This is a genomic window from Variovorax sp. EL159 (assembly GCF_900100965.1).
Lineage (GTDB): Bacteria > Pseudomonadota > Gammaproteobacteria > Burkholderiales > Burkholderiaceae_C > Variovorax.
In genome coordinates this window covers 61092-83079 of record NZ_FMUJ01000012.1, presented here as the reverse complement: position 1 = coordinate 83079, position 21988 = coordinate 61092, and the positions used below count along the sequence as shown (strand labels likewise).

General features: G+C 67.5%; 20 protein-coding genes. 6 read left to right on the top strand and 14 right to left on the bottom strand.

Annotation, left to right across the window (positions count from 1 at the left end):
• Positions 1 to 6 precede the first annotated feature (6 nt).
• From BLQ28_RS32095 to BLQ28_RS32060, 8 genes are read right to left on the bottom strand one after another with little or no spacing between them, the layout of a single operon-like run.
• Entirely contained in the window at positions 7 to 1749 is a 1743-nt protein-coding gene (locus BLQ28_RS32095) for a tannase/feruloyl esterase family alpha/beta hydrolase (protein WP_093247386.1), read from the bottom strand.
• Positions 1750 to 1790: 41 nt separating this feature from the next.
• Positions 1791 to 2534 (bottom strand): ABC transporter ATP-binding protein, encoded by a 744-nt coding sequence (locus BLQ28_RS32090; protein WP_093247385.1) that lies wholly within the window; start codon positions 2532 to 2534, stop codon positions 1791 to 1793.
• Position 2535: 1 nt separating this feature from the next.
• Positions 2536 to 4347, bottom strand: a complete 1812-nt coding sequence (locus tag BLQ28_RS32085; RefSeq protein WP_093247384.1) for a branched-chain amino acid ABC transporter ATP-binding protein/permease — start codon at positions 4345 to 4347, stop codon at positions 2536 to 2538.
• Position 4348: 1 nt separating this feature from the next.
• Positions 4349 to 5389: a branched-chain amino acid ABC transporter permease gene (locus tag BLQ28_RS32080; RefSeq protein ID WP_093247383.1), complete on the bottom strand. Its 1041-nt coding sequence runs from the start codon at positions 5387 to 5389 to the stop codon at positions 4349 to 4351.
• A 46-nt stretch (positions 5390 to 5435) separates the two neighbouring features.
• Complete coding sequence (locus tag BLQ28_RS32075) at positions 5436 to 6572, bottom strand: ABC transporter substrate-binding protein (protein WP_093247382.1); 1137 nt, start codon at positions 6570 to 6572, stop codon at positions 5436 to 5438.
• 57 nt (positions 6573 to 6629) lie between these two features.
• On the bottom strand, positions 6630 to 7394 hold the full coding sequence (locus tag BLQ28_RS32070) for an SDR family NAD(P)-dependent oxidoreductase (RefSeq protein WP_093247381.1): 765 nt from the start codon (positions 7392 to 7394) through the stop codon (positions 6630 to 6632).
• Between the two features lie 21 nt (positions 7395 to 7415).
• Positions 7416 to 9269: a feruloyl-CoA synthase gene (locus BLQ28_RS32065; RefSeq protein WP_093247380.1), complete on the bottom strand. Its 1854-nt coding sequence runs from the start codon at positions 9267 to 9269 to the stop codon at positions 7416 to 7418.
• The gene (locus BLQ28_RS32060) at positions 9266 to 10039 is read right to left on the bottom strand and encodes a crotonase/enoyl-CoA hydratase family protein (RefSeq protein WP_093247379.1); all 774 of its coding nucleotides are present in this window, start codon (positions 10037 to 10039) and stop codon (positions 9266 to 9268) included. The genes BLQ28_RS32065 and BLQ28_RS32060 overlap by 4 nt, the downstream gene beginning before the upstream one ends.
• A 104-nt stretch (positions 10040 to 10143) precedes the next feature.
• Here BLQ28_RS32060 and BLQ28_RS32055 point away from each other — a divergent pair, with 104 nt between their 5' ends.
• Complete coding sequence (locus BLQ28_RS32055) at positions 10144 to 11025, top strand: amidohydrolase family protein (RefSeq protein ID WP_093247378.1); 882 nt, start codon at positions 10144 to 10146, stop codon at positions 11023 to 11025.
• Between the two features lie 96 nt (positions 11026 to 11121).
• On the opposite strand, the gene BLQ28_RS32050 is transcribed toward BLQ28_RS32055, so the two are convergent.
• Positions 11122 to 12609 (bottom strand): DUF4832 domain-containing protein, encoded by a 1488-nt coding sequence (locus tag BLQ28_RS32050; RefSeq protein WP_093247377.1) that lies wholly within the window; start codon positions 12607 to 12609, stop codon positions 11122 to 11124.
• A 551-nt stretch (positions 12610 to 13160) separates the two neighbouring features.
• On the opposite strand from BLQ28_RS32050, the gene BLQ28_RS32040 reads away from it, so the two are divergent.
• Both BLQ28_RS32040 and BLQ28_RS32035 read left to right on the top strand, forming a co-directional pair.
• The gene (locus BLQ28_RS32040) at positions 13161 to 13850 is read left to right on the top strand and encodes a response regulator transcription factor (RefSeq protein ID WP_093247375.1); all 690 of its coding nucleotides are present in this window, start codon (positions 13161 to 13163) and stop codon (positions 13848 to 13850) included.
• Positions 13851 to 13852: 2 nt separating this feature from the next.
• Positions 13853 to 15049, top strand: coding sequence for an ATP-binding protein (locus tag BLQ28_RS32035; protein WP_093247374.1), 1197 nt, complete (start codon positions 13853 to 13855; stop codon positions 15047 to 15049).
• 54 nt (positions 15050 to 15103) lie between these two features.
• Here BLQ28_RS32035 and kefC read toward each other — a convergent pair whose 3' ends face one another.
• Both kefC and BLQ28_RS32025 read right to left on the bottom strand, forming a co-directional pair.
• Complete coding sequence (gene kefC, locus BLQ28_RS32030) at positions 15104 to 16969, bottom strand: glutathione-regulated potassium-efflux system protein KefC (RefSeq protein ID WP_093247373.1); 1866 nt, start codon at positions 16967 to 16969, stop codon at positions 15104 to 15106.
• A gap of 2 nt (positions 16970 to 16971) precedes the next feature.
• Complete coding sequence (locus BLQ28_RS32025) at positions 16972 to 17721, bottom strand: glutathione-regulated potassium-efflux system oxidoreductase KefF (RefSeq protein WP_093247372.1); 750 nt, start codon at positions 17719 to 17721, stop codon at positions 16972 to 16974.
• 161 nt (positions 17722 to 17882) lie between these two features.
• Between BLQ28_RS32025 and BLQ28_RS32020 the strand changes: the two genes are divergently transcribed.
• Together BLQ28_RS32020 and BLQ28_RS32015 are read left to right on the top strand one after the other, a co-directional pair.
• A complete protein-coding gene (locus BLQ28_RS32020) occupies positions 17883 to 18503 on the top strand; it encodes a ParA family protein (protein ID WP_093247371.1) in 621 nt (206 codons plus the stop codon).
• A 163-nt stretch (positions 18504 to 18666) separates the two neighbouring features.
• Positions 18667 to 19137 (top strand): MaoC family dehydratase, encoded by a 471-nt coding sequence (locus BLQ28_RS32015; RefSeq protein WP_093247370.1) that lies wholly within the window; start codon positions 18667 to 18669, stop codon positions 19135 to 19137.
• A gap of 27 nt (positions 19138 to 19164) precedes the next feature.
• On the opposite strand, the gene BLQ28_RS32010 is transcribed toward BLQ28_RS32015, so the two are convergent.
• From BLQ28_RS32010 to BLQ28_RS32000, 3 genes are all read right to left on the bottom strand, one after another.
• Positions 19165 to 19542: a DUF4148 domain-containing protein gene (locus tag BLQ28_RS32010; protein WP_256327537.1), complete on the bottom strand. Its 378-nt coding sequence runs from the start codon at positions 19540 to 19542 to the stop codon at positions 19165 to 19167.
• A gap of 66 nt (positions 19543 to 19608) precedes the next feature.
• Positions 19609 to 20070, bottom strand: a complete 462-nt coding sequence (gene trmL / locus BLQ28_RS32005) for a tRNA (uridine(34)/cytosine(34)/5-carboxymethylaminomethyluridine(34)-2'-O)-methyltransferase TrmL (protein WP_093247369.1) — start codon at positions 20068 to 20070, stop codon at positions 19609 to 19611.
• A 41-nt stretch (positions 20071 to 20111) separates the two neighbouring features.
• Positions 20112 to 20828 (bottom strand): ComF family protein, encoded by a 717-nt coding sequence (locus BLQ28_RS32000; protein WP_093247368.1) that lies wholly within the window; start codon positions 20826 to 20828, stop codon positions 20112 to 20114.
• A 23-nt stretch (positions 20829 to 20851) separates the two neighbouring features.
• On the opposite strand from BLQ28_RS32000, the gene BLQ28_RS31995 reads away from it, so the two are divergent.
• Positions 20852 to 21766, top strand: coding sequence for a class I SAM-dependent methyltransferase (locus tag BLQ28_RS31995; protein ID WP_093247367.1), 915 nt, complete (start codon positions 20852 to 20854; stop codon positions 21764 to 21766).
• The last annotated feature ends 222 nt before the right edge of the window (positions 21767 to 21988 follow it).

Genomic DNA, 21988 nt, shown 5'->3' with positions numbered 1-21988 from the left:
GGCTTTTCAAAAAATCCAGGGTGCGGGGCTCTGGCAGGCGAAGCTGCTGGCGCGTTCGGTGTCGCCGCCGGTGTAGATGGCGACCTGTGGATACGGGCACAACGGCCGCGTGCGTTGCGGTGACCAGTTGGCCGGCACCTCGGCATTGGGCACCGGTGAGCCCGCGCCGCGTGCGGACGCGGTGATGGACGCGGGCGCCTTGCCCTGCTCGACCCAGTCGACCAGCGCGCTCAGCATGTCGAACTGGTCGGTGGCCGGGCCGCCCGCGCAGTGGTTCATGCCCGGCACCGGAAAGTAGCGCGCGAACGAAGAGGCATCGCCGCCATTCGCCGCTTGCAGGCGCCCGTACCAGGCGGCCGTGTCGTCCGAAGAGAACACCGGGTCGCTGGTGCCGTGGTACACGATCATCCGGCCGCCACGGTCGCGCAGCGCGCTGAGGTTCGCGGCATCGGGCGGCGTCATGAAAGACAGCGCCGATTCGCGGAACACGCCATCGGTCGCCGCGATGCGCGGCGCGTCGCGGTCCATGTCGAAGCCCAGCGCGAAGGGCAGGCCCTGCGGCCGGTCGGCCAGCGGCGGCGTGCTGAAGATGAAAGCCACCGCGCCGGCATCGCGCGTCGGCGGGCTCGCGAACTTCCATTCGCGCCAGTTGCTGCCGCTGATGCCTGCATCGAACGGAAAGCTGCTGTAGATCGGCTGGCCCGCGCTGTTGCGTGCGCCCTTGAATACGTTGGCCAGCGCATTCTTCTGTGGTGCGCTGAGGCATTGGCCGTTGCGCGTACCGGCAGCGCATGTCGGCACGGCGGTCTGGATGTCGAAGCGCGCCCTGCAGGCGTTGACGTCCGACACGATGCCGTCGGCCAGGCCGTCGAGCGCATCGCACTTCTCCAGCACCTTGTCGGCCACGAGCTTCAGCTCGGCCGGGGTGAAGGCGCTCTGCAGGTCGGGCTGGCCGGCGGACGTCTTCGCGCTCGCGACGGCCGCGTACTGCTGCGCGCCATAGAGCTGCGCCACCGCCGCCTTCGGCAGATTGAAGCCGGGGTCGCCCGCGAGGATGCCGTCGTACTGGCCCGCCGAGCGCACCGCCGCCACCATCGCATGCCGGCCGCCGTTGGAGCAGCCACCGAAGTACGAGCGGTCGGGTTCGCGGCCGTAGGCCTTGGCGATCAGGTTCTTCGCCATCGGCGTGAGCTGGGCCACCGCGTTGTAGCCGTAGTCGAGACGCGCCTGCGGGTCGAGCCCGAAGCGCGGACCCATCGAACCCGCGTGGCCCGCGTCGGCGCTGATGACGGCAAAGCCCATCTGCAATGCGCTGCTGCGCGGCCCCCCGCCTCCGATGCCGCCCAGTGCGGGCAACACCACGCCGTCGAGCCCGCCGTTGGCCTGGTAGAAGAAGCGGCCGTTCCATGCGATGGGCAGGCGCATCTCGAAGCCGATGGCGTAGCGCTGGTTGTCGACGGGGCTCGTGCGTTCGTTCATGCGGCCCTGCACGAGGCAATGCGCGGGCGCGGCCATCGCGATGCCGCCGACCGTGACGGTGCCGGCAGGCACCTCGGTGACGGAGGTGTAGACGGTGCCCGGTAACGCGGCACGTGCGGCAAGATTGGTGCAGCTTTGCAGCGTGCCAGGGCGCGCGGCGGCAAGGGGCGCGTGCGGCGCGGGCGCGCGACTGGCGCACGCTGCAAGCAATGCGGCAACGCCGAGCGCGGTCGCGCACAGGCCGAGGTGAAGGTGGCGCTGTCGGGTCATGTCGTCTCGTCTCCTTGCCGCGGCTGCTGCGGCTTCTTTCTTCAGGCCGCCTTGCGTGTCGCACCCAGGTAGGTGTCGATCACGCGCGAATCGACGGCCAGCTTCTTCGCTTCGCCTTCGAGGCTCACGCTGCCCATCTCGAGCACATAGCCGTGGTCCGCCACTTCGAGCGCGGCGCGCGCGTTCTGCTCCACCAGCAGGATGGTCACGCCGGTGGCGCGCAGTGCATCGACGGTGCGGAAGATCTCCTGCACCACCAGCGGCGCAAGGCCAAGGCTGGGCTCGTCGAGCATCAGCAGCGTGGGGCGCGACATCAGCGCGCGGCCCACCGCGAGCATCTGCCGCTCGCCGCCCGACAGCGTGCCGGCCAGTTGCGCGCGGCGTTCCTTCAAACGCGGGAACAGCGTGTAGACCTCGTCGATGCGGTCGCGCCATTGCTTGTTGCGAAGCCGAACCTGGCGGAACGCGCCGAGCACGAGGTTGTCTTCGACCGGCATGGTGGCGAACAGCTCGCGCTTCTCGGGCACCAGCGCAATGCCGAGCATCACGCGTTCTTCGAGCGTCATCGCCGAGGTGGGCTGGCCCTTGAACTCGATGACGCCCTTGGCGGGCAGCACACCCATCAGCGCATTGAGCAGCGTGGACTTGCCCGCGCCGTTCGGGCCGATCACGGTGACGACGCTGCCCTGGTCGGCCTTCAGGTCGATGCCATGCAGCACTTCGGCGCGGCCGTAGCCGGCATGCAGGTCGCGGATGCGGAGCAATGGCGTGTTGTTGTTCGTCATGTCAATGCTCCGTGCCCAGGTACGCGGCGCGCACCTTGTCGCTGTTCTGCACCTCGGCGGGCGTGCCCTCCATCAGGTGCGTGCCGAATTCCATCACCACGATGTGGTCGCAGATGTCCATCACCAACCCCATGTCGTGCTCGACCAGCAGGATGCTCATGCCCTCGCCGCGCAGTTGCCGCAGCACCTGACCCAGCGCTTCCTTCTCCTTGTGGCGCAGGCCGGCCGCGGGCTCGTCGAGCAGCAGCAGGGCCGGGTCGGCGCACAGCGCACGTGCAATTTCCAGCAGGCGCTGCTGGCCCATCGCGAGGTTGCCCGCCAGCTCGTGCAGGTAATCGCCCATGCCCACGCGCTGCAACTGGCGCTCGGCTTCGCGGAACAGCGCGCGCTCTTCGGTGCGGTCGATGCGCAGCATCGCGGCGATGGCGCCCTTGTGGCCGCGCAGGTGCGCGCCCAGCGCCACGTTCTCCAGCACCGTCATGTCGGCCACCATCTTCACGTGCTGGAAGGTGCGCGACACGCCGCGCTGCGCGATCTGCCGTGCGCCCAGTCCACCGATGGCCTCGCCCCGAAAGCGCACCGCGCCGCCCGACAGGCCGAGCACACCGGTCACGAGGTTGAAGGTGGTCGACTTGCCCGCGCCGTTCGGACCGATCAGGCCGACGATCTGGCCGGCGCGTGTCTGGAAGCTGATGTCGTTCACCGCCACCAGCCCGCCGAAGGTCTTGCGGATGGCCTGCACGTCGAGCACCACCTCGCCGGCGGCCGGCTTGGCGCGCGCGGGCAGGTCCTTCGCACCTTGCCAATCGACGCTGCGGCGCGGACGCGGCAGGCGGCGATCGATGAAGGCCCACAGGCCCTCGGGCAGGTACTTGAGCACCAGCACGATCATGATGCCGAACACGATCAGCTCGTAGCTGCCGCTGGTGCCGATGAGCTTGGGCAGCAGCACCTGCAACTGGTCTTCGAGCAGCTTGACCACGCCCGCGCCAGCAATCGCACCCCACACGTGGGCCGCGCCGCCGAGCACCGCCATGAACAGGTACTCGATGCCCATCTTCAGCCCGAAGGGCGAGGGGTTCACCGTGCGCTGGAAGTGCGCGAAAAGCCAGCCCGAGACCGAAGCCAGCAGGGCGGCCAGCACGAAGATGCCGACCTTGAAGCGCAACGTGTTCACACCCATGGCCTCGGCCATCTGCGAGCCGCCCGCCAGCGAGCGGATGGCGCGGCCGCTGCGCGAGTCGAGCAGGCGTATCACCGCAAAGGCCGCAAGAATCGCAAAGGCCCAGACCACGCCGTAGAACAGGCGTTGCTGGCCGAACTCGAAGCCGAACAGCGACAGACCCTTCACGCCCAGGATGCCGTCGTACTTGCCCAGCGCATCGAGGTTGCCCATCAGGTAGTACAGCGACAGCGCCCACGCGATGGTGGCCAGCGGCAGGTAGTGGCCCGACATGCGCAGCGTGATCGCGCCGATGATCGCGGCGCTGATGCCGGTGAGCCCGAGCCCGATGAACAGCGTGACCCACGGCGACAGGCCGGTGTTCACCGTCAGGTAGGCCGTGGTGTAGGCACCGATGCCCACGAAGGCCGCCTGCCCGAAGGAGGTGAGGCCGCCCACGCCGGTGAGCAGCACGAGGCCCAGCACCGGCAGCGTGTAGATGCCGATGTAGTTGAGCTGGATGATCCAGAAGTCGGGCAGCGGAAGAAACGGCAGCGCGACCAGCAGCAGGATCAGTGCAAGCGGGCCCCAGGTGCGCAGCGCGCTCTTGTCGGGGGCGGGAGCGACGGCGGGGTCGAGAAGGGCTTCCATCTCAGTGCTCCTCGTCCGAATGGCCGCTGCGCAGCGAGCGCCACAGCAGCACCGGCAGGATGATGGTGAACACGATCACTTCCTTGAATGAACTGGCCCAGAACGAGCCGAAGGCTTCGATCACACCCACGGCCAGTGCGCCCAGCAGCGCGCCCGGGTAGCTGGCGAGCCCGCCGATCACGCCGGCCACGAAGCCCTTCAGGCCGATGAGAAAACCCGAGTCGTAGAAGATCGTGGTCGTCGGCCCGATCAGCAGGCCCGACAGCGCACCGATGAGCGCGGTCATTGCAAACGTGAGCTGCCCGGCCGCCTGCGTCGAGATGCCCATGAGCCGCGCACCCAGCCGGTTCACGGCCGTGGCACGCAGCGCCTTGCCGTACAGGCTGCGCTCGAAGAACAGCCACAGCAGCACGATCAGCGCCGCCGAGATCGCGAAGATGATCAGCGCCTGCCCGCTCACGTTGAGCGGCCCCAGCGCCATGCGTTCGTCCCAGAACGGCGGGTTGCGAAAGCCTTCAGCACCAAAGAACAGCAGGCCGAGCCCCGTCATCGCGAAGTGCACGCCGACCGAGACGATCAACAACACCAGCGAACTGGCCCCGGCCAGTGATTGATAAGCCACCCGGTACACCAGCGGCCCGAAGGCCGTGACGATGAACACCGTCAGCAGCGCCTGCACGCCCAACGGCAGATTGCGCGGCCCGGCCCAGGCCGACACTGCGCAGATCACGGCGGGCGCCGCGAAGGTGCGCAGCGCTGCCATCAACCCCGCCGCCGCGCTGCCGCGATGGCGCCAGACCGTGACCAGGTCCATCAGCGCGGCAACGCTGGCCAATATCAGCAGCAGCCACACCGTGCCCGGCGTCTTGCCGGTCTGGAAGATCGCCAGCGTCAGCGCGCCGTACGCCACGAATTCGCCCTGCGGAATGAAGATGACGCGGGTCACCGTGAAGACGAGCACGATGCCCATGCCCAGCAGGGCATAGATCGCGCCATTGGTGAGTCCGTCCAGCGTGAGGATGCTGGCGATTGAAAGATCCATGGCGTGGGTTCGCGGCGCGGGGGCTTGTGGTGGTGGGGCGTGGGGATTACTGCTCGACCTTGAAGGCGCCGTTGACGACCTTGAGCATCACGCCCGTCTCGGTCGTGTAGCCCCAGTGGTCTTGCGCGGTCCAGTTCAGCACGCCGTGCGCGAGCACCGTGCGGCCCATGCCTTCGAGCGCGTCGCGCAGCGCGGCGCGGAACTCGGGCGTGCCCGGCTTTGCCTTCTTGAGCGCGACCGGCACGGCCTTCTCGAGCACCGTGAGCGCATCGGCCGCGTGGCCGGCGAACTGATTGCGCGAGCCGGGGCCGTAGGCCTTTTCATAGCCCTGCACGAAGGCCACGGCCGCCGCCTTCGACGGATGGCTGTCGGGCAGTTGCTCGGCCACGGTGGCGGGGCCCGACACGACGAAGGTGCCCTCGGCGTCCTTGCCGGCGGTGCGCATCAGGTCTTGCGTGGCGGCGGCATGCGTCTGGTAGACCTTGCCTTTGTAGCCGCGCTCCATCACGGCCTTTTGCGGCATGCCCGCGCCGCTGCCCGAGGCCACGATCAGGATCGCGTCGGGGTTGGCCGACGTGAGCTTGAGCACCTGGCCGGTCACGCTGGTGTCGGCGCGTGCAAAGCGTTCGGTGGCCACGATCTTGATGCCGTTCTTGGCGGCCTCGGCGGTCAGTGCCTTGAGCCACAGTTCGCCATACGCATCGGTGTAGCCGAGGAAGCCGACCGTCTTCACGTTCTGCTTCTTCATGTGCGCGACCACCGCGTAGGCCATCACGTCGTTCGACTGCGGCAGACGGAAGAACCACTTGTCCTTGCCCGGCGGCAGGCCGGCCGGTGCGGTCGACAACTGCGGCGTGCCCGACTCGGCGGTCACGTCGGCCATCGGGATGGCGACCGGCGTGGCGCTGGAGCCGACGATCACGTCGACCTTGTCTTCGGTGACCAGGCGCTGCGCGTCCTTCACGCCGGTGGTCGGGTCGGTGGCATCGTCGAGCACGACGACCTTCAGTGTTTCACCCGCGATGGTCTTGGGCCAGATCGCGATGCCGTTCTTCACCGGAATGCCCAGCCCCGAGGCCGGGCCGGTGAGCGGCTGCACCACGCCCACGGTGATGTCGGCGTGGGCCATGCCCATGGCCATGAGCGCCAGCACGGCGGCGAGGGTGGTCTTCTTGAAGGTCATCGGTGTCTCCTGATGTGTAGGTAGTGAAGCGAAGCGGACGGGCGGACTGACGAAAGCTCAGCGCGGCGCCATGCGCAGGGCGCCGTCGAGGCGGATCACCTCGCCGTTGAGGTGGCCGTTGGTGACGATGTGGCAGGCCAGCTCGGCGAATTCCGAAGGCTTGCCCAGGCGCGGCGGGAAGGGAATCGATGCGGCCAGCGAGTGCTGCACCGCCTCGGGCAGCTCCAGCAGCAGCGGCGTGGCGAACAGGCCCGGCGCCACGGTGCACACGCGGATGGCGTGCTGCGCGAGGTCGCGCGCCATCGGCAGCGTCATGCCGACGAGGCCGCCCTTCGAGGCGCTGTAGGCCTGCTGGCCGACCTGCCCGTCAAAGGCCGCGACCGAGGCGGTGAAGAGCATCACACCCTTCTCGCCGTTGTCGAGCGCTTCGAGCTTCGCGCAGCGGGCCGCGAACAAGCGCGCCATGTTGTAGCCGCCGATCAGGTTGATGTTGACCACGCGCACGAAGTCTTCGAGCGGTGCCGGGTTGCCGTCCTTGCCGACGATGCGCTTGGCGCTGCCGATGCCGGCCACGTTCATCAGGATGCGCGCGGGGCCGTGCGCGGCGGCGGCCTTGTCGAGCGCGGCGTTCACGCTGTCGGTGTCGGTGATGTCGCAGACGCATGCAACGCCGCCGATCTCCGCCGCCACCTTCTCCGCCAATGCGGCATTGCGGTCGAGCACCGCAACCTTGGCGCCCAGGCGCGCGAGTTCGCGTGCGGTGGCTTCGCCGAGGCCCGATGCGCCGCCGGTGACGAGTGCGGCTTGTCCTTCGATCTTCATTCTTGTGTCTCCTGGATGGGGTTAGCGGGGCGTGAGGGTGAAGGGCAGGGTGCCGGCGTGCATCGCATCGGCCAGTGCCGCGCGGTGCTTGAGCACGGCGCGCTGGTTGATGGAGCCCTTGTCGGTCACCTCGCCCTTGTCGATCGAAGGCGGCTCGGCCATCAGGTGCAGCCGCACGATGCGGTTGGCGCTGCCGGTGCCGGCGGCAGCCAGCGCGTTGGCCACCTGCTGGAAGTGCGCTTGCACGGGTGCGCTTTCGAGCACCTGCTGCATCGTTGCGGTGGCATCGAGCCCGGCGAGCTGCCGCACCTTCTGCGTGGGGAAGATCAGCGCGCCGACTTCCTTCAGGTTGATGCCGGTCAGCACCGCGTCTTGCACATAGGGCGCGCCGGCCGCGATGATCTTCGCGCGCAACGGGCCCACGCTCACGAAGGTGCCGGTCGCAAGCTTGAAGTCTTCGGCGATGCGGCCGTCGAAACGCAGGCCGCGATGGATGTTGCCCTCGTCGATCCACTTCACCGCATCGCCGGTCGAGAAGAAGCCTTCGTCGTCGAAGGCCTCGGCCGTGGCTTCGGTCGCGCGCCAGTAGCCGGGCGTGATGTTGGGGCCGCGGTAGCGCACCTCGGTCTTGCCGTCGACCTCGATCAGCTTGAGCTCGATGCCGGGCGCGGGCAGGCCCACGTCGCCCGACTTCACCTCGGGGCCGGTCACATACAGCGCGAAGGGGCCCGACTCGGTCATGCCCAGGCCCGTGCCCATGACGATGCGCTCGCCGACTTCGGCCTCCTGCGTCTTGTGCAGGCTGTCCCACACCGGCTGCGACAGCGCGGCGCCCGAGTAGAAGAACATCTTCACGCGCGACAGCAGGTTGCGGCGCAGCACCGCATCGGTTTCCATCGCCTGCGCGATGGCCTCGAAGCCGGTGGGCACGTTGAAGTAGATGGTGGGCGCGATCTCGCGCAGGTTGCGCAGCGTCTCGGCCATGCCGGCGGGCGTGGGCTTGCCGTCGTCGATGTAGAGCGTGCCGCCGTTGTCCAGCACGATGCCCACGTTGTGGTTGCCGCCGAAGGTGTGGTTCCAGGGCAGCCAGTCGACCAGCACCGGCGGTTCGTCGCCCAGCGCGGGAATCGACTGGCGCAGCTGCTGCTGGTTGGCGCACCACATGCGGTGCGTGTTGATCACCGCCTTGGGCATCTTGGTCGAGCCCGAGGTGAAGAGAAACTTGGTGATGGTGTCGGGCCCGGTCGCGCGCATCGCGGCGTCGATGGCGGGCGTGGCCGGCGTGGCGGCGAAGGCGTTGAACGCGGTGGTGGCGCGGCCTTCGAGCGTGCCTTCGGCCAGCACGACCTCGGTGCCGGCTGGCACGGTCGCCTGGATGGCACGGCCGTAGCGCGCGGCGTCGGCCGCGAACACGAGGCCAGGCGTCAGCGTGTCGAAGACGTGGCGCAGTTTCTCGAAGTCCTGGCTCACGAGCGAGTAGGGCGGCGACACCGGGCAATAGGGCACGCCGGCGTAGAGGCAGCCCAGGGCGAGCAATGCGTGCTCGATGCCGTTCTCGCTGAGGATCGCGACCGGTCGTTCCGCGTTCAGGCCGCGCTCGAGCAACGCCTGTCCGATACCGCGCGCCTCCTGCAGCGCCTGCGCATAGCTCACGCGCAGCCAGTCGCCGGTGCTGCCGTCGGCCAGCCGTTCGCGGCGGGCGATGAAGGTGCGCTCGGGCGTGGCTTCGGCCCAGTGCTGGAGCCGGTCGGTCATGCGCTCGCGGTAGGCCCCGAGTTGCGTCTCGGCTTGCAGGTACTGCGTGCCCGGCGCGCCGTCGCGCAGGATCGCGCGGGTGACGCCGAAGGCCAGCGGGCGGTATCGGATGGCGGTCATTCCTTGCTCACCTTGGCGCCCCGGCCTTCGAGGAAGTCGCGCACGCGCGCCTTGGCTTCGGGTGCGGCCTGCACGATGCCGGAGATCAGCGCCTCGGTGAAGAAGCCGTGGTCGGCCGACTGTTCGGCGATGCGCGGCAGCGCGTGCATGAGCGCGTAGTTGGTCAGCGGTGCGTTGGTGGCCACGCGCTTCGCGAGTTCGAAGGCCTTGTCGAAGGCCGTGCCTTCGTCGACGAGGTACTGCGCGAAGTTGGCGCGCTCGCCGTCTTCGGCGTTGTAGACGCGGCCGGTCATCATCATGTCGGTCATGCGGGCCACGCCGATCAGCTTGGGGATGCGCACCGAGCCGCCGCCACCCACGAAGATGCCGCGCGAGCCTTCGGGCAGTGCGTAGAAGGTGCTTCGGTCGGCCACGCGGATGTGGCAGGCGCTGGCCAGTTCGAGCCCGCCGCCGACCACCGCGCCGTGCAGCGCCGCGATCACCGGCACCGGGCCGTGCTGGATCAGGTCGAGCGCCGCATGCCACATGCGCGAGTGCTGCAGGCCCTGGCCGGCGTCGCGCTCTTTCAGTTCGCTCAGGTCGAGGCCGGCGCAGAAGTGCGGGCCTTCGCCGTCGATCACGGCGGCGCGCACGGTGGACGGCAATTGCTCGAAGGTGTCGCGCAGCGCGAGGATGAGGCCGTCCGACAGCGCGTTGCGCTTGGCGCCGCGCGTCAGGCGAACGATGGCGACTTCGTCGCGGATGTCGAGGTGCAGGTCTGGATGGGTCATGGTGATGTTCGGGGTTGCGTTGGATTATGGTTATGAGAAATAATCAATTCAAGGCGCTTGAGCCTCCAGAATCCTAGGGACTTACCCGTACCGGAGACAACGACATGGACCACCAGAACCTGATCGCCATCGACATCCACACCCACGCCGAAGTGAGCTGCTGGAACCCGTTCGACAACTACGGCGAGGAATACGACCGCGCCGCCGACAAGTACTTCGGGTCGAGCGGCCGCCCGACCATCGCCGAGAGCGTGGCGTACTACCGCGAGAGAAAGATCGGCCTGGTGATGTTCATGGTCGATGCCGAATCGAACATGGGCCGCCGCCGCATCCCGAACGAAGAGATCGCCGAGGCCGCGCAGCAGAACAGCGACATGATGATTGCCTTCGCCAGCATCGATCCGCACAAGGGAAAGATGGGCGCGCGCGAGGCGCGGCGGCTCATTGAGTCGCACGGCGTGAAGGGCTTCAAGTTCCACCCGACGGTGCAGGCCTTCCACCCCTACGACAAGATGGCCTGGCCGCTCTACGAGGTGATTGCCGAGTACAAGCTGCCGGCCATCTTCCACACCGGCCACAGCGGCATCGGCTCGGGCATGCGCTGCGGCGGCGGCCTGCGGCTCGAATACAGCAACCCGATGCACCTGGACGACGTGGCCATCGACTTCCCCGACATGCAGATCGTCATGGCCCACCCCAGCTTTCCGTGGCAGGACGAGGCACTGAGCGTGGCCACGCACAAGCCCAACGTGTGGATCGACCTGTCGGGCTGGAGCCCCAAGTACTTTCCGAAGCAGCTGGTGCAGTACGCCAACACGCTGCTGAAAGACCGCGTGCTGTTCGGCAGCGACTACCCGCTGATCACGCCCGACCGCTGGATGAAGGACTTCGAGGCGGCGGGCTTCAAGCCCGAGGTGATGCCCGGCATCCTGAAGGGCAACGCGGTGCGGCTGCTGAAGCTCGACGCGGCGGCTTCAGGAGACTGACGGCTTCTTGTTGGCGGGCGAATGGCGCCGGGAGGTGACGGCCAAGCCGTAAAACCTGCGGACCAGCCTCAACCTGGCCAGCGGCCTTGTCGCGAGTCACTTCACCTCGACGATGGAGCCAAGGGCAAAAGCGCCCAGTTGTGCATCCCAACGCTGGCCGGCTGCCGTGTTGTCCGCATTGGCCCAGCGGATTGCGAAGCGGGCATCGGCGGCCAGACGCGCGTCGGCATCGGGCAGTGCGAGCCACAGCTGATAGCTGCCGGTAGGAAGATCGGCCGGCAGCGTGGCAGTGAGTGTCGCGGCTTGATCGTCGGCGCCGGGCATCCACGTGCGCGGATCGGCGCCGGTCGCGTCCAGGCGGCGGACGTCGCTGGTCACGGCATGCTTGAGCACCAACTGCACTCCGCGCGGATTGAAGATACGCGCCCAGCCCCCGTTGCGCAGTGAAAGCTGGACGCTCAGCGTCTGGCCACGCACGACAGCGCTGGCATGGGAGGCTTTCGACAGCACCAGCCGGTAACCCATCCTGCGGCGCACCTCGGCCATGCAGCCGTTTTCCTTCCACTTGTCATGGAAGTCGGTACGGTTGTACTCGTCGTTGAGGTAGGTCAGTTTGTACCTTGCGCCCTCGCCAAGAATGTCGGCGCATTGGGTGCGAAGCACGGCGTTCTTCTCGTCAACCGGGTCGCAAGTCTCGCCGCCGAAGGGCGCGAAGTTTCCCAGAAGCTCAACGTACTTGCGTTGATTCCCCGCGATCGTGGCGTCGTCGTCGTAGGTGCCGACATCGGTCTTGCTCGCGAGGAAGCAGTCGTTGTGCACGCCGATGCGCTGCGTGCCGGTGTGCGCGGCACTCCATGTCGGCAACTGCGGCGTGCCTTCCATGACGTACGAGGGATAGCGAAGCTGGATGAAACGGCTCGTCGGCAGCGCGGCGAGCAAGGCATCGCGGATCTTGTTGCGAGGGGCCGCTTCGGTCAGGTTGTTGGATGAGGTATGCCACTCGCCCCAGGCGCCGATGAAGCCGGCCTGCATGAACGCGATGACGTCGGCGTTGCGCTGCAGTATTGGTTTGAGCTGCTCGATGTGGGCAAGCACGCGAGCCAGCGGCGCGTCCTGTGCGTTGCGGTAGTCGACTTCCGTTTTCGGATAGTTGTAGACGACGCGCACGACCAGTTTCATCCCGGCGGCGCGTGAGCGGCCCAGGGCGGCTTCCACCTGCGCGAGCAGTGTCGGGGGCAGCTCTGCATCGCGGTAGGCCGACAGGTTCAGCTTGGAGAACAGCAGGCGGTACCCGTTCTTGTAGGCATCGTCCGCGTCGTCGCGGGTGACCGTGTCCAGGTCGGTCCAGCTCCAGCGGTAGAAGCCGCGCTCGGGATTGGGGAGATCGGCGTCGGTTGCGGTGAATGTGACGGCGGTCTGTGGTGCGTCATTCATGGAAGGCGCGGAGATGGGACGTGGTGGCGGGAGTGCGCCCGAATCCGAACCGCCGCCACCGCCGCAGGCGGTGAGGATCACCATCGAGAGGACGGTTGCGAGGCGGCGCATGCCAGGGAATGGACGGCGAAGAAAGTGTTGCTTCTGCATGGTTGTGACTCGGTTGTAGGTTGATCCGCGCGCATGAAGTCCCGGTGCGCGTGATTCAGGGGCCGAACCAATAAAAGAGCCATATGGCAAGGACCCCGAGGGTCGTGAGTAGAAGGATGGTGTGGGGCCTGCAGCGCAGCCGCGCAGCGCCAGGAAAAGGCAGCAAGAAGAAGCGCTCAACGTGCGACAGGGAGCGGGGCGCAACAGCGAAGGGCTGGAGGGCTGTGGGATCTGAAGCGGTGTTTGCTGGCGGGAACAACATTCGAAGATGCCCGGGTCCGGTTGGACTCCTGGGAAAGATGGTCAGAGACCTGATGCTCGCGCGCTCATGTTCAGAAGCTCTGCAACTTTCATCAAGATTGAGTCAAGCGGCATGTGCTGCCGTGTGTCTTGCCTTGCTCGCGGAAAATTCTGGCGCGTTAAGATTCCGCGGGTGCGACGGATATGGCTTGCGCGCCGCGCGAGAGCAGTGGCACACGCGGGGCTTTGGCGATGTTCTGGCGGCGCGAGCGCCGGGGAGTCGATGTGTCGGTTCCGCACATGACAGTTCTATGACCGACGAACGCATCCTGATTGTCGAAGACGATCCTCAGATCGCCGATGTGCTCTCCGCCTATCTGCGGCACGAGGGCTACCAGACGGCGCATTGCCTCGATGGAGAAGAGGCGTTGCGTGTGTTCAGGCAATGGCAACCAGCCTTGGTGCTCCTGGACTACATGTTGCCGCGGCTGAGCGGCAGCGACGTGCTTGCCGCCATCCGGCGCGCGGGCGATGTCCCAGTCATCATGGTCACGGCTGTCAATGAGGAAGCCGAAAAGCTTGGCGCGCTTCGCTATGGAGCGGACGACTACGTGGTCAAGCCCTTCAATCCGAAGGAAGTCGTTGCGCGCGTGCGGGTTGTCCTGCGACGTACCCGGACGCCTCCCGTCGCGCCGCCGGCTCGGCTGTCCTGGGGTGCGCTCGAACTCGATCTCGACGCCGTGACCGTGCAAGCTGCGGGCGATGCGGCCCCGCTCGATCTGACGATCACCGAGTTCAAGCTTCTGTCGGTCATGATGCAAAACCCACGCAAGGCCTTCAGCCGGTTCGAACTGCTGCAGGCATCGCTGCCCGAGAGCGATGCGCTCGAGCGTGTTGTCGATACGCATGTGAATAACCTGCGCCGCAAGCTGGAGGAGCGGGGTGTCACCGGCATTCCCCTGGCGGTTCGAGGTGTCGGCTATCGCCTGAGCAGCGCCTAGCCATGCCGTCGAGAAGATCGCTGTGGGCGTGGCTCACTTTGCGCATGGTCGCCCTGGCCGTCGCCGCGACGGCCGCCGTGCAGGTCGGGATGTGGATTCGCTACGAAATCTGGTCGGACAGAATCAACTCCCAGTTGCCTCCGGAGATCGCGGCAGAGTTGGGGCGGCTTGAAGATGCGCCGAAAGAGAATACGAAGCGACTCCACGAGATCTACACACAGTATTCCGATCTCTTCGTTTCCCCCACCGATACCGAGGATCTGCTCGTCCAGGCGCTGTTGAGCCTGGCCATCATCCCGTTCGTGGTGGTGTTTGCTCTCATCCTGGCGCGCCGCATCGCGCAGCCGCTCTCCCATGTGGTCGTGGCCGCCGAGTCGGTGTCGGTCGGGCAGTTTTCGACCCGTGCACCCGTTCCAAAGACCGCTCCCGCCGAGCTTCAACGTCTTGCCACCCATTTCAACAAGATGGCTCAGCAGCTGGAGTCGTACGACAGGGAGCTGCACGATTCAAGCGCTGCCATCGCGCATGAGCTTCGGACACCCTTGACCGCGGCGATGGGGCGGTTGCAGGGCATCATGGACCAGGTATTTCCATTGGAAGAGGCGCAGATCGCCACGGTGCTGGACCAGCTCGTGCAGATCCAGCACATCATCGGCGACCTGCAGGTCCTGTCGCTCGCGCAGGGCGACAGGCTTCAGCTGGAGATCACCGAGTTCGCCGTGCGCGAGTTCGTCGATGAACGGATCTCGTGGGCCGGCCCCGCCCTGCGCAAGTGCGGCTTGCAGGCCGTCAATCACGTCGATTCAGTGCAGACGCTGCGCGGGGACAGGAGCCGGCTCGGTCAGGTCCTGTCGGCGCTCATCGACAACGTGGTGCGCCATGCAAGCGACGGAGGCATCGTGGAGGTCGACTTCGAGGCGGGAGACCTGAGCGTCGAACTGATCGTGAGGGACCGAGGCGCGAGCATCCTGCCCGATGACAAAGACCTCTCGCGTTTCTTCGAGCGCTTCTGGCGCGGCGAGAAATCCCGCTCGCGGCACGCAGGCGGAACGGGTCTTGGCTTGTCGGTCGTCCATGCGATCTGCAAGGCGCATGGCGGGCACGCGACTGCCGCGGCACGTGCCGGTGGCGGCACGGAGATCCGGGTCCGCCTGCCGCGTGCAGGGATGGCGGCCAGCACTGGCAAGCAGACGATCTAGAGGTCTTGTCCACGAACTTCCAGCTCGCGGCGCCATGAAGGCGGCGCAGGCGCTTCAGGGGGCCTGCTCGGCCCGCGCTTCTTCTTGCTCTTCCTCCAGCCGGTCCCAGTCGCGACCCGACCGTCGCTGCCGCTCTTCGCGCTCGCGTGCCATCTGTTCCTCGAACTGCTGGCGGCCCGCCTTGTTGGCCGCGATCAGTTTTGCGCGGTCCTTGTAGTGCGGATAGATCTCGTCGCTGAGCTTGATGTTCCGGCGGCGAAAACGCATGCTCGACTCGCGCGCCTCGTGCGCGGGCCAGCCCAGCGCTTCGAGCGTGGAGCGCGCGCTGCGCAGCGACGATTCGAACACCTCGCGCTCGACATCCGTCACGCCGCGGTCGCGCAACTGGAACAGGTGGGTCACGTTGCGGGCACGCGCGATGATGCGGGCCTTCGGAAAGTTCTCCTTCACGAGGTCGACGATTTCCAGCGACTGCTCGATGTCGTCCACTGCCACCACGATGGCCTTGGCCGAGCCGGCACCGGCGGTGCGCAGCAGGTCGAGCCGCGTCGCGTCGCCGTAGAACACGCGAAAGCCGAACTGGCGCAAGCCTTCGACGGTGTCGGCGTCGTGGTCGAGCACGGTCACGCGCAGGCCTTGCGACATCAGCATGCGCCCGACGATCTGGCCGTAGCGGCCGAAGCCGCAGATCAGCACCTTGGCGTCTTGCTGCTCCGAGATCTCTTCGAGCTGCGGACCCTGGTTGCGGCTGTAGCGCGGCAGCACGAACTTGTCGAGCAGCACCAGCAGCAGCGGCGACAGCAGCATCGACAGCGCGACCGCGCCGATCAGCAGCGAGGTGACTTCGGGCGGCAGCACGTCGGGCCCGGCGGCCTGGAACACCACGAACGCGAATTCGCCGCCCTGCGCCAGCAGCAGCGTGAACACCGGCCGCTCCTGGTAGGCCAGGCCCATCGCCTTGGCGAGCGCATAGATCACGACCAGCTTGATGACCATGAAGCCGACCACCAGCGCGGCCATCAGCCAGGGGCTCGCGATCAGCACGCCGAAGTTGATCGACATGCCCACGGCGATGAAGAACAGGCCGAGCAGCAGCCCCTTGAAGGGCTCGATGTCGGTTTCGAGTTCGCGCCGGTATTCGCTTTCCGCCAGCAGCACGCCGGCAAGGAAGGCGCCGAGCGCCATCGACAGGCCCACCAGCTGCATCAACGCCGCGATGGCCACCACCAGCAGCAGCGCCGCGGCGGTGAAGATCTCGGGCGTGTCGCTGCGCGCGATCCAGCGCAGGATCGGCCGCAGCAGCAGGCGGCCGCCGAGGATGATGCCGGCGATCACGCCGACGATCTTCAGCGCCTCGAATGCGCGGTCGAGCCCGCTGATCGACTGCTCGGCGGCCGTGGCGCCAGCCAGCAGCGGCAGCAGCGCAAGAATGGGAATGGCCGCCACGTCCTGGAACAGCAGGATCGAAAAGCCGGCCTGCCCGCTGGGCGTCTTGAGCAGGTTGCGTTCGCCGAACACCTGCAGCGCGATGGCGGTGGACGACAGCGCCAGGCCGAGCGAGGCCACCAGCGCCACGCGCCATTCGGCGCCCAGTGCCCAGCCGATGGCAAAGAGCACGACGGCGCAACTGAGCACCTGCGCGGCGCCCCAGCCGAAGATGGGCCGGCGCAGGTTCCACAGGCGCTTGGGTTCGAGTTCGAGGCCGACGAGGAACAGCATCAGCACCACGCCGAACTCGGCGAAATGCAGCACGTCTTCGACGCTGGACACCAGGCCCAGCCCCCAGGGCCCGATGGCGATGCCGGCCACGAGGTAGCCGATGATCGAGCCCAGGCCCAGGGCCTTGGAAAGCGGCACCACCAGCACGGCGGCGCTCAGGTAGATCAGGCTGTTGATCAGCCAGGCGGGTGCGTGTTCCATGCTCAGGCCGCGCCTTCCTTGGGGTTCTTCGCCTCGTTGGCGGCGATGACCGAGGCCAGGCCCTGGCTCATCGCGGAATGGAAGGCGCCGGCCACCACCTTGCCGATGTCGTCGGTGTCGGCGGGGCGGTCGGCTTCGGGCACGGGGCAGGCGATGCAGGTTTCGAGCTCGTCCAGTTCGGGCCACGCGGGGTAGCTGCCGAGCCGCTGCGCGAACACCTCGACATGCGCCTGCACGTCGGCTTCGCTGGCGCTGCGCGCGCCGTAGAAGACCAGCGGTGGCAGGAAGCGCATGCCGCACAGCGCGGCGGTCTGTTCGTAGGGCGGCAGGAAGGCGTCGAAGAAGTAGCGGTGATAGCTCTGCGGGTGATAGCTGGGCTCGGGGCTGCCGGTGGTGGCGACCAGCCAGAAGTCCTTGCCCTGCAAGGCGGTGCCGCCGGGGCCGTAGGCCCAGCCGTAGGCGAGCACGTCGTCGAGCCAGAGCTTCTGCAACGCCGGCATCGAATACCACTGGATCGGGTGCAGCAGCACGACCAGGCTGGCCCGGGCGAGCCGGGCCTGCTCGGCCTCGATGTCGATGGCGAAGTCGGGGTAGCTGCCATAGAGGTCGTTGACATCGACCCCCGGCACGCCGCGTGCGGCAGCCAGCATTCGCCGGTTGACGCGTGAATCGCGCCAGTGCGGGTGGGCCGCCAGCACGTAGATGCCGCCGGCGTCGCCGGCGGGGTTTCCCATGGATATTGTTGTCGTCATGCCGCGAACATAACGTAGTCTGGAGGCGGTCGCAGCCCCTTTGCACAACACCGTGCCGCCGTCTTTGCGGGGTTGCCGACTCGGGAGGAGAAAGCGGCGAAAAGTGCGCAAAACCCGGGGCGGCTAACATGCCGGCAGTCCCAGCTCTGGAGGAGATCCCCATGCCGGTGGTTCTGGTCGCCAACCCCAAGGGTGGCGTTGGCAAGTCGACGATCGCGACGAACATCGCGGGTTACTTTGCAAGCCGCGGCCATGCCGTGATGCTGGGCGACGTGGATCGCCAGCAGTCTTCGCGGCTCTGGCTGGGCCTGCGCCCGCCGATGGCGCGGCCCATTTCCACCTGGGAGGCGACGGGCGAAAGCACCGTGGTGCGACCGCCGCGCGGTACCACCCACGCAGTGCTCGACACGCCGGCCGGCCTGCATGGCTGGCGCTTCAAGGAAGTGCTGGCGCTGGCCGACCGGGTGATCGTGCCGCTGCAGCCGAGCATCTTCGACATCTATGCCACCCGCGATTTTCTCGACCGCCTGCTGGAGCAGCGCAAGGCCGAGAAAACGAAGATCGGCCTCGTGGGCATGCGCGTGAATGCGCGCACCCTGGCGGCCGACCGGCTGAACGAATTCATCGCCGGACTCGGCGTGCCGGTGCTGGGCGAGCTGCGCGACACCCAGAACTACGTGCAGCTGGCGGCGCGCGGGCTCACGCTGTTCGACATCGCGCCGGGCCGCGTCCAGCGCGACCTGGAGCAGTGGCAGCCGATCTGCGACTGGCTCGAGAACTGAGGCCCCCCGGCTTTTCACTCCGCTTCGCTGCGTGTAATTCGCCACCCTCCGTGGGGGAGGCGCGGTCGTCTTGGGGCGGCCCGGCGGCGCCCGCAAGCTTGCTGTTTTCCCTGACCCCGGTTGTCGCAAGTCCGACAGCCGGCCGGACACCCTTGGCACCAGAATGCCCCGCATGACAAAAAAGACATTCCAGACCCTTCAGGATCTCTCCGCCTGCGTCGGCCAGGAAGTCGCCGTGAGCGACTGGATCACCATCACGCAGGAGCAGGTCAATCAGTTCGCCGAGGCGACGGGCGACCACCAGTGGATCCATGTCGATGTCGAGCGGGCCAAGGCCGGCCCCTTCGGCGCACCGATCGCCCATGGCTTTCTGACGCTGTCGCTGCTGCCGCGCTTCTTCGAGGCCGCCATCGAGGTGGTCGAGTCGCGCATGGGCGTGAACTACGGCATGAACCGGGTGCGCTTCATGTCGCCGGTGCCGGTGGGCAAGCGGCTGCGGGCGCGCATGAAGCTGCTGAGTTCTGAACCGATTGCCGACGATGGCTTCCAGATGACCTGGGAAACCACCATCGAGCTCGAAGGTGCCACCAAGCCGGCCTGCGTGGCCGAGTCGGTGGCGCGGCGCTACCCCTGAGGCGGCGAGCGCTTTCTCCGAACGTTCCTACATCCGGCGATCGGTCACGTCGCCGTAGGTGGCTGCGCCGGCACGCGTGATGCCGAGCGCCCCGGTGCGCACGGCGGCGCGATCGACATTACCTGCGGTCGCGCGGGCCACGCCGGTGCCGCCATTGCTGATCTGCAGCGGTTGGCGCGCATCGGCCTCCACTTGGGCACGCGAGAGCGTCGACTGGAAGGGCGCGGGCGGCAGCGGATTCTGTTCACCCTGGAAGGCCTGGGCGCCCGTGCTGAGGGCGAGGGTGGTGAAGGTTGCGAGGGCAATCGACTTGGCGTTCATGTGGAACTCCTTGGGCTGAAGCGTTGAGAGGCCGGATGCCGGACCCGATGCGCTGATCGCATCGTGTGCCTGCATGTCTTCCATACGGCGTGCCTTGTCGATCGGATGTGCCCCGGTCGCCGCAAGGGGCGGCTTCTTTGTTTCTTTGTGTCAGCCGAAGCCGTTCTGGCGCCAGGCTTCGAACACCGTCACCGCCACGGCGTTCGAGAGATTCAGGCTGCGCTGGCCCTCGCGCATCGGCAGCCGCAGGCGCTGCGGTTCGGCGAAACCATCGCGTACCGCCGGAGGCAGGCCGCTGGTCTCCGAGCCGAAGACCAACCAGTCGCCGGGCTGGAAGCGCACATCGTGCACGGCGCGCGTGCCCCGCGTGGTGAGGGCGAACATGCGGTCGGCGGGCGGTGCTTCGGTGTCGCACAGTGCCTGCCAGTCTGCGTGGCGCTTGACCTCGGCGTATTCGTGATAGTCGAGCCCGGCGCGGCGCAGCAGGCGGTCGTCCATCGAAAAGCCGAGTGGTTCGACCAGGTGCAGGGTGCAACCGGTGTTGGCGGCCAGCCGGATCACGTTGCCGGTGTTCGGCGGAATTTCGGGGTGGACCAGGACGATATGGAACATGCGCCGATTGTCGGTGGGCCGAGGCCGTGATCCACGGCTTGTCAGTGCGGCGGGTCGGTGCGGGCCAGCGCGATGGCCGTGATGTGGGCCGCACCGGCCAGCCGCAGGGCTTCGGCGGCCGAGAAGAGCGATGCGCCGCTGGTCATCACGTCGTCGACCAGCACGATGCGCCGGCCGCGTACCTTGTCCGCGCGCAGGGGCTCCACGGCAAAGGCGCCGCGCAGGTTGCGCAGGCGCTCGGCGCGCGCCAGGCCGCTCTGGGCCAGCGTCTCGCGCGTGCGCAGCAGCAGGGTCGCATCGGTCTTGGCGGGCGACAGGCGCCGCGCCAGCTCGTGGGCCTGGTTGAAGCCGCGCTCGCGCAGCCGGCCGGGTGCCAGCGGCATCGGCAGGACGATGTCGCATTGCTCCAGCGCGGGCTCCACCCAGGGCGCGCTGCGCAGCAGCGTGGCGAGCGGACCGGCCCAGCCCGCGTCGCCGTTGAACTTGAAGCGGGCGATGCAGTCGGGCCAGGGCCACGCGTAGGTGCAGGCGGCCAGGCAGGCGTCCAGCGGCGGCGGGTGACGCAGACATTCGCCGCATCGGGCCACGCCCTCGGGCACCGGCAGGGCGCAGGCGCCGCAACGCGCCACCGGCGGGGCGAAGCGCGCCACGCAGGCATCGCAGACGGGCTGCGAGGGCCAGGCGTGGCAGACCTCGCACTGGCTGGGCAGCCGGGCGAGCAGCGAGGTGAAAGGCCTCAGGGTTCGATGGCTGAGCATGGGCTCAATATACTCACGGCCCCATGGCCACCGACCCCGCAAGAAGACCGCCGACCATCGACCCCACGGCGGCTGCGCGCTGGCGTCGGCTGCCGCCCGCCGAGGGCTCGCCCTGGCTGCACGAGGAAATCGGCCGCCGGATGGAAGACCGGCTGCAATGGATCAAGGCCCAGCCCCGCACCTGGGCCGACTGGGCGCCGTTGCGCGGCGGGCTCGAGGCGCATGAACTGGTCGCCAAGCGTTATCGCGATGCCGCCTCTTTCGTGATCGAGCCCGAGCCGGCGTTGGCCACCGCGACCAGCGAGGCGCTGGCCGCGCCCTGGTGGAGCGCGCGCCGCTGGCAAGGCGGCAAGGCGCGCTTCGATGCGCCGCCGGAAGACGGCGTCGATCTGCTCTGGGCCAACATGTCGCTGCACATGGCGGCCGACCCCGAGGCGCTGATCTCGCAGTGGCACCGGCTGGTCGCAACCGACGGCTTCCTGATGTTTTCCTGCCTCGGGCCCGACACGGTCCGCGAGCTGCGCGCGCTGCATGCCCGGCTGGGCTGGCCCGCCGCCGGCCACGAATACACCGACATGCACGACTGGGGCGACATGCTGGTGCACGCCGGCTTTGCCGAGCCGGTGATGGACATGGAGCGCATCGTGCTGACCTGGGCCACGCCCGAGGCGGCACTGGCCGAGCTGCGCACGCTGGGGCGCAACCTGCATCCGGCGCGTTTCGGTGCGGTGCGCGGCAAGGCCTGGCACCAGTCGCTGAAGAAGGCGCTGCCTGAACTGGCGCCCGCCGAGGGCAACGACGGCCACATCGCGCTGACCTTCGAGGTCATCTATGGCCATGCCTTCAAGCCGACGCCGCGCGTGTCGTTGTCGGCCGAAAGCGCGGTGTCGTTGCGTGAGATGCGATCGATGCTGCAACGAGGCCGTCCGGGCGCGTGATCGTCTGTTGATTTGTGCGGCAAAAACGCCTGACGCACAGGCTGTTTCTTGCCTACTAGTAGTGACCCGTAGGCGTCCCACAGGGCACTCGGGCGCAGGTATCTACCCGCTACAATCCGCCGTTGCGTGAAACTCGCGGGTATTGTCCCGCGATCGAGGGGTGTCGGATCCTGTTTGTACGAGGGTTGTACGAGAGGTTTTGGCAGCCATCGACGCACCGAT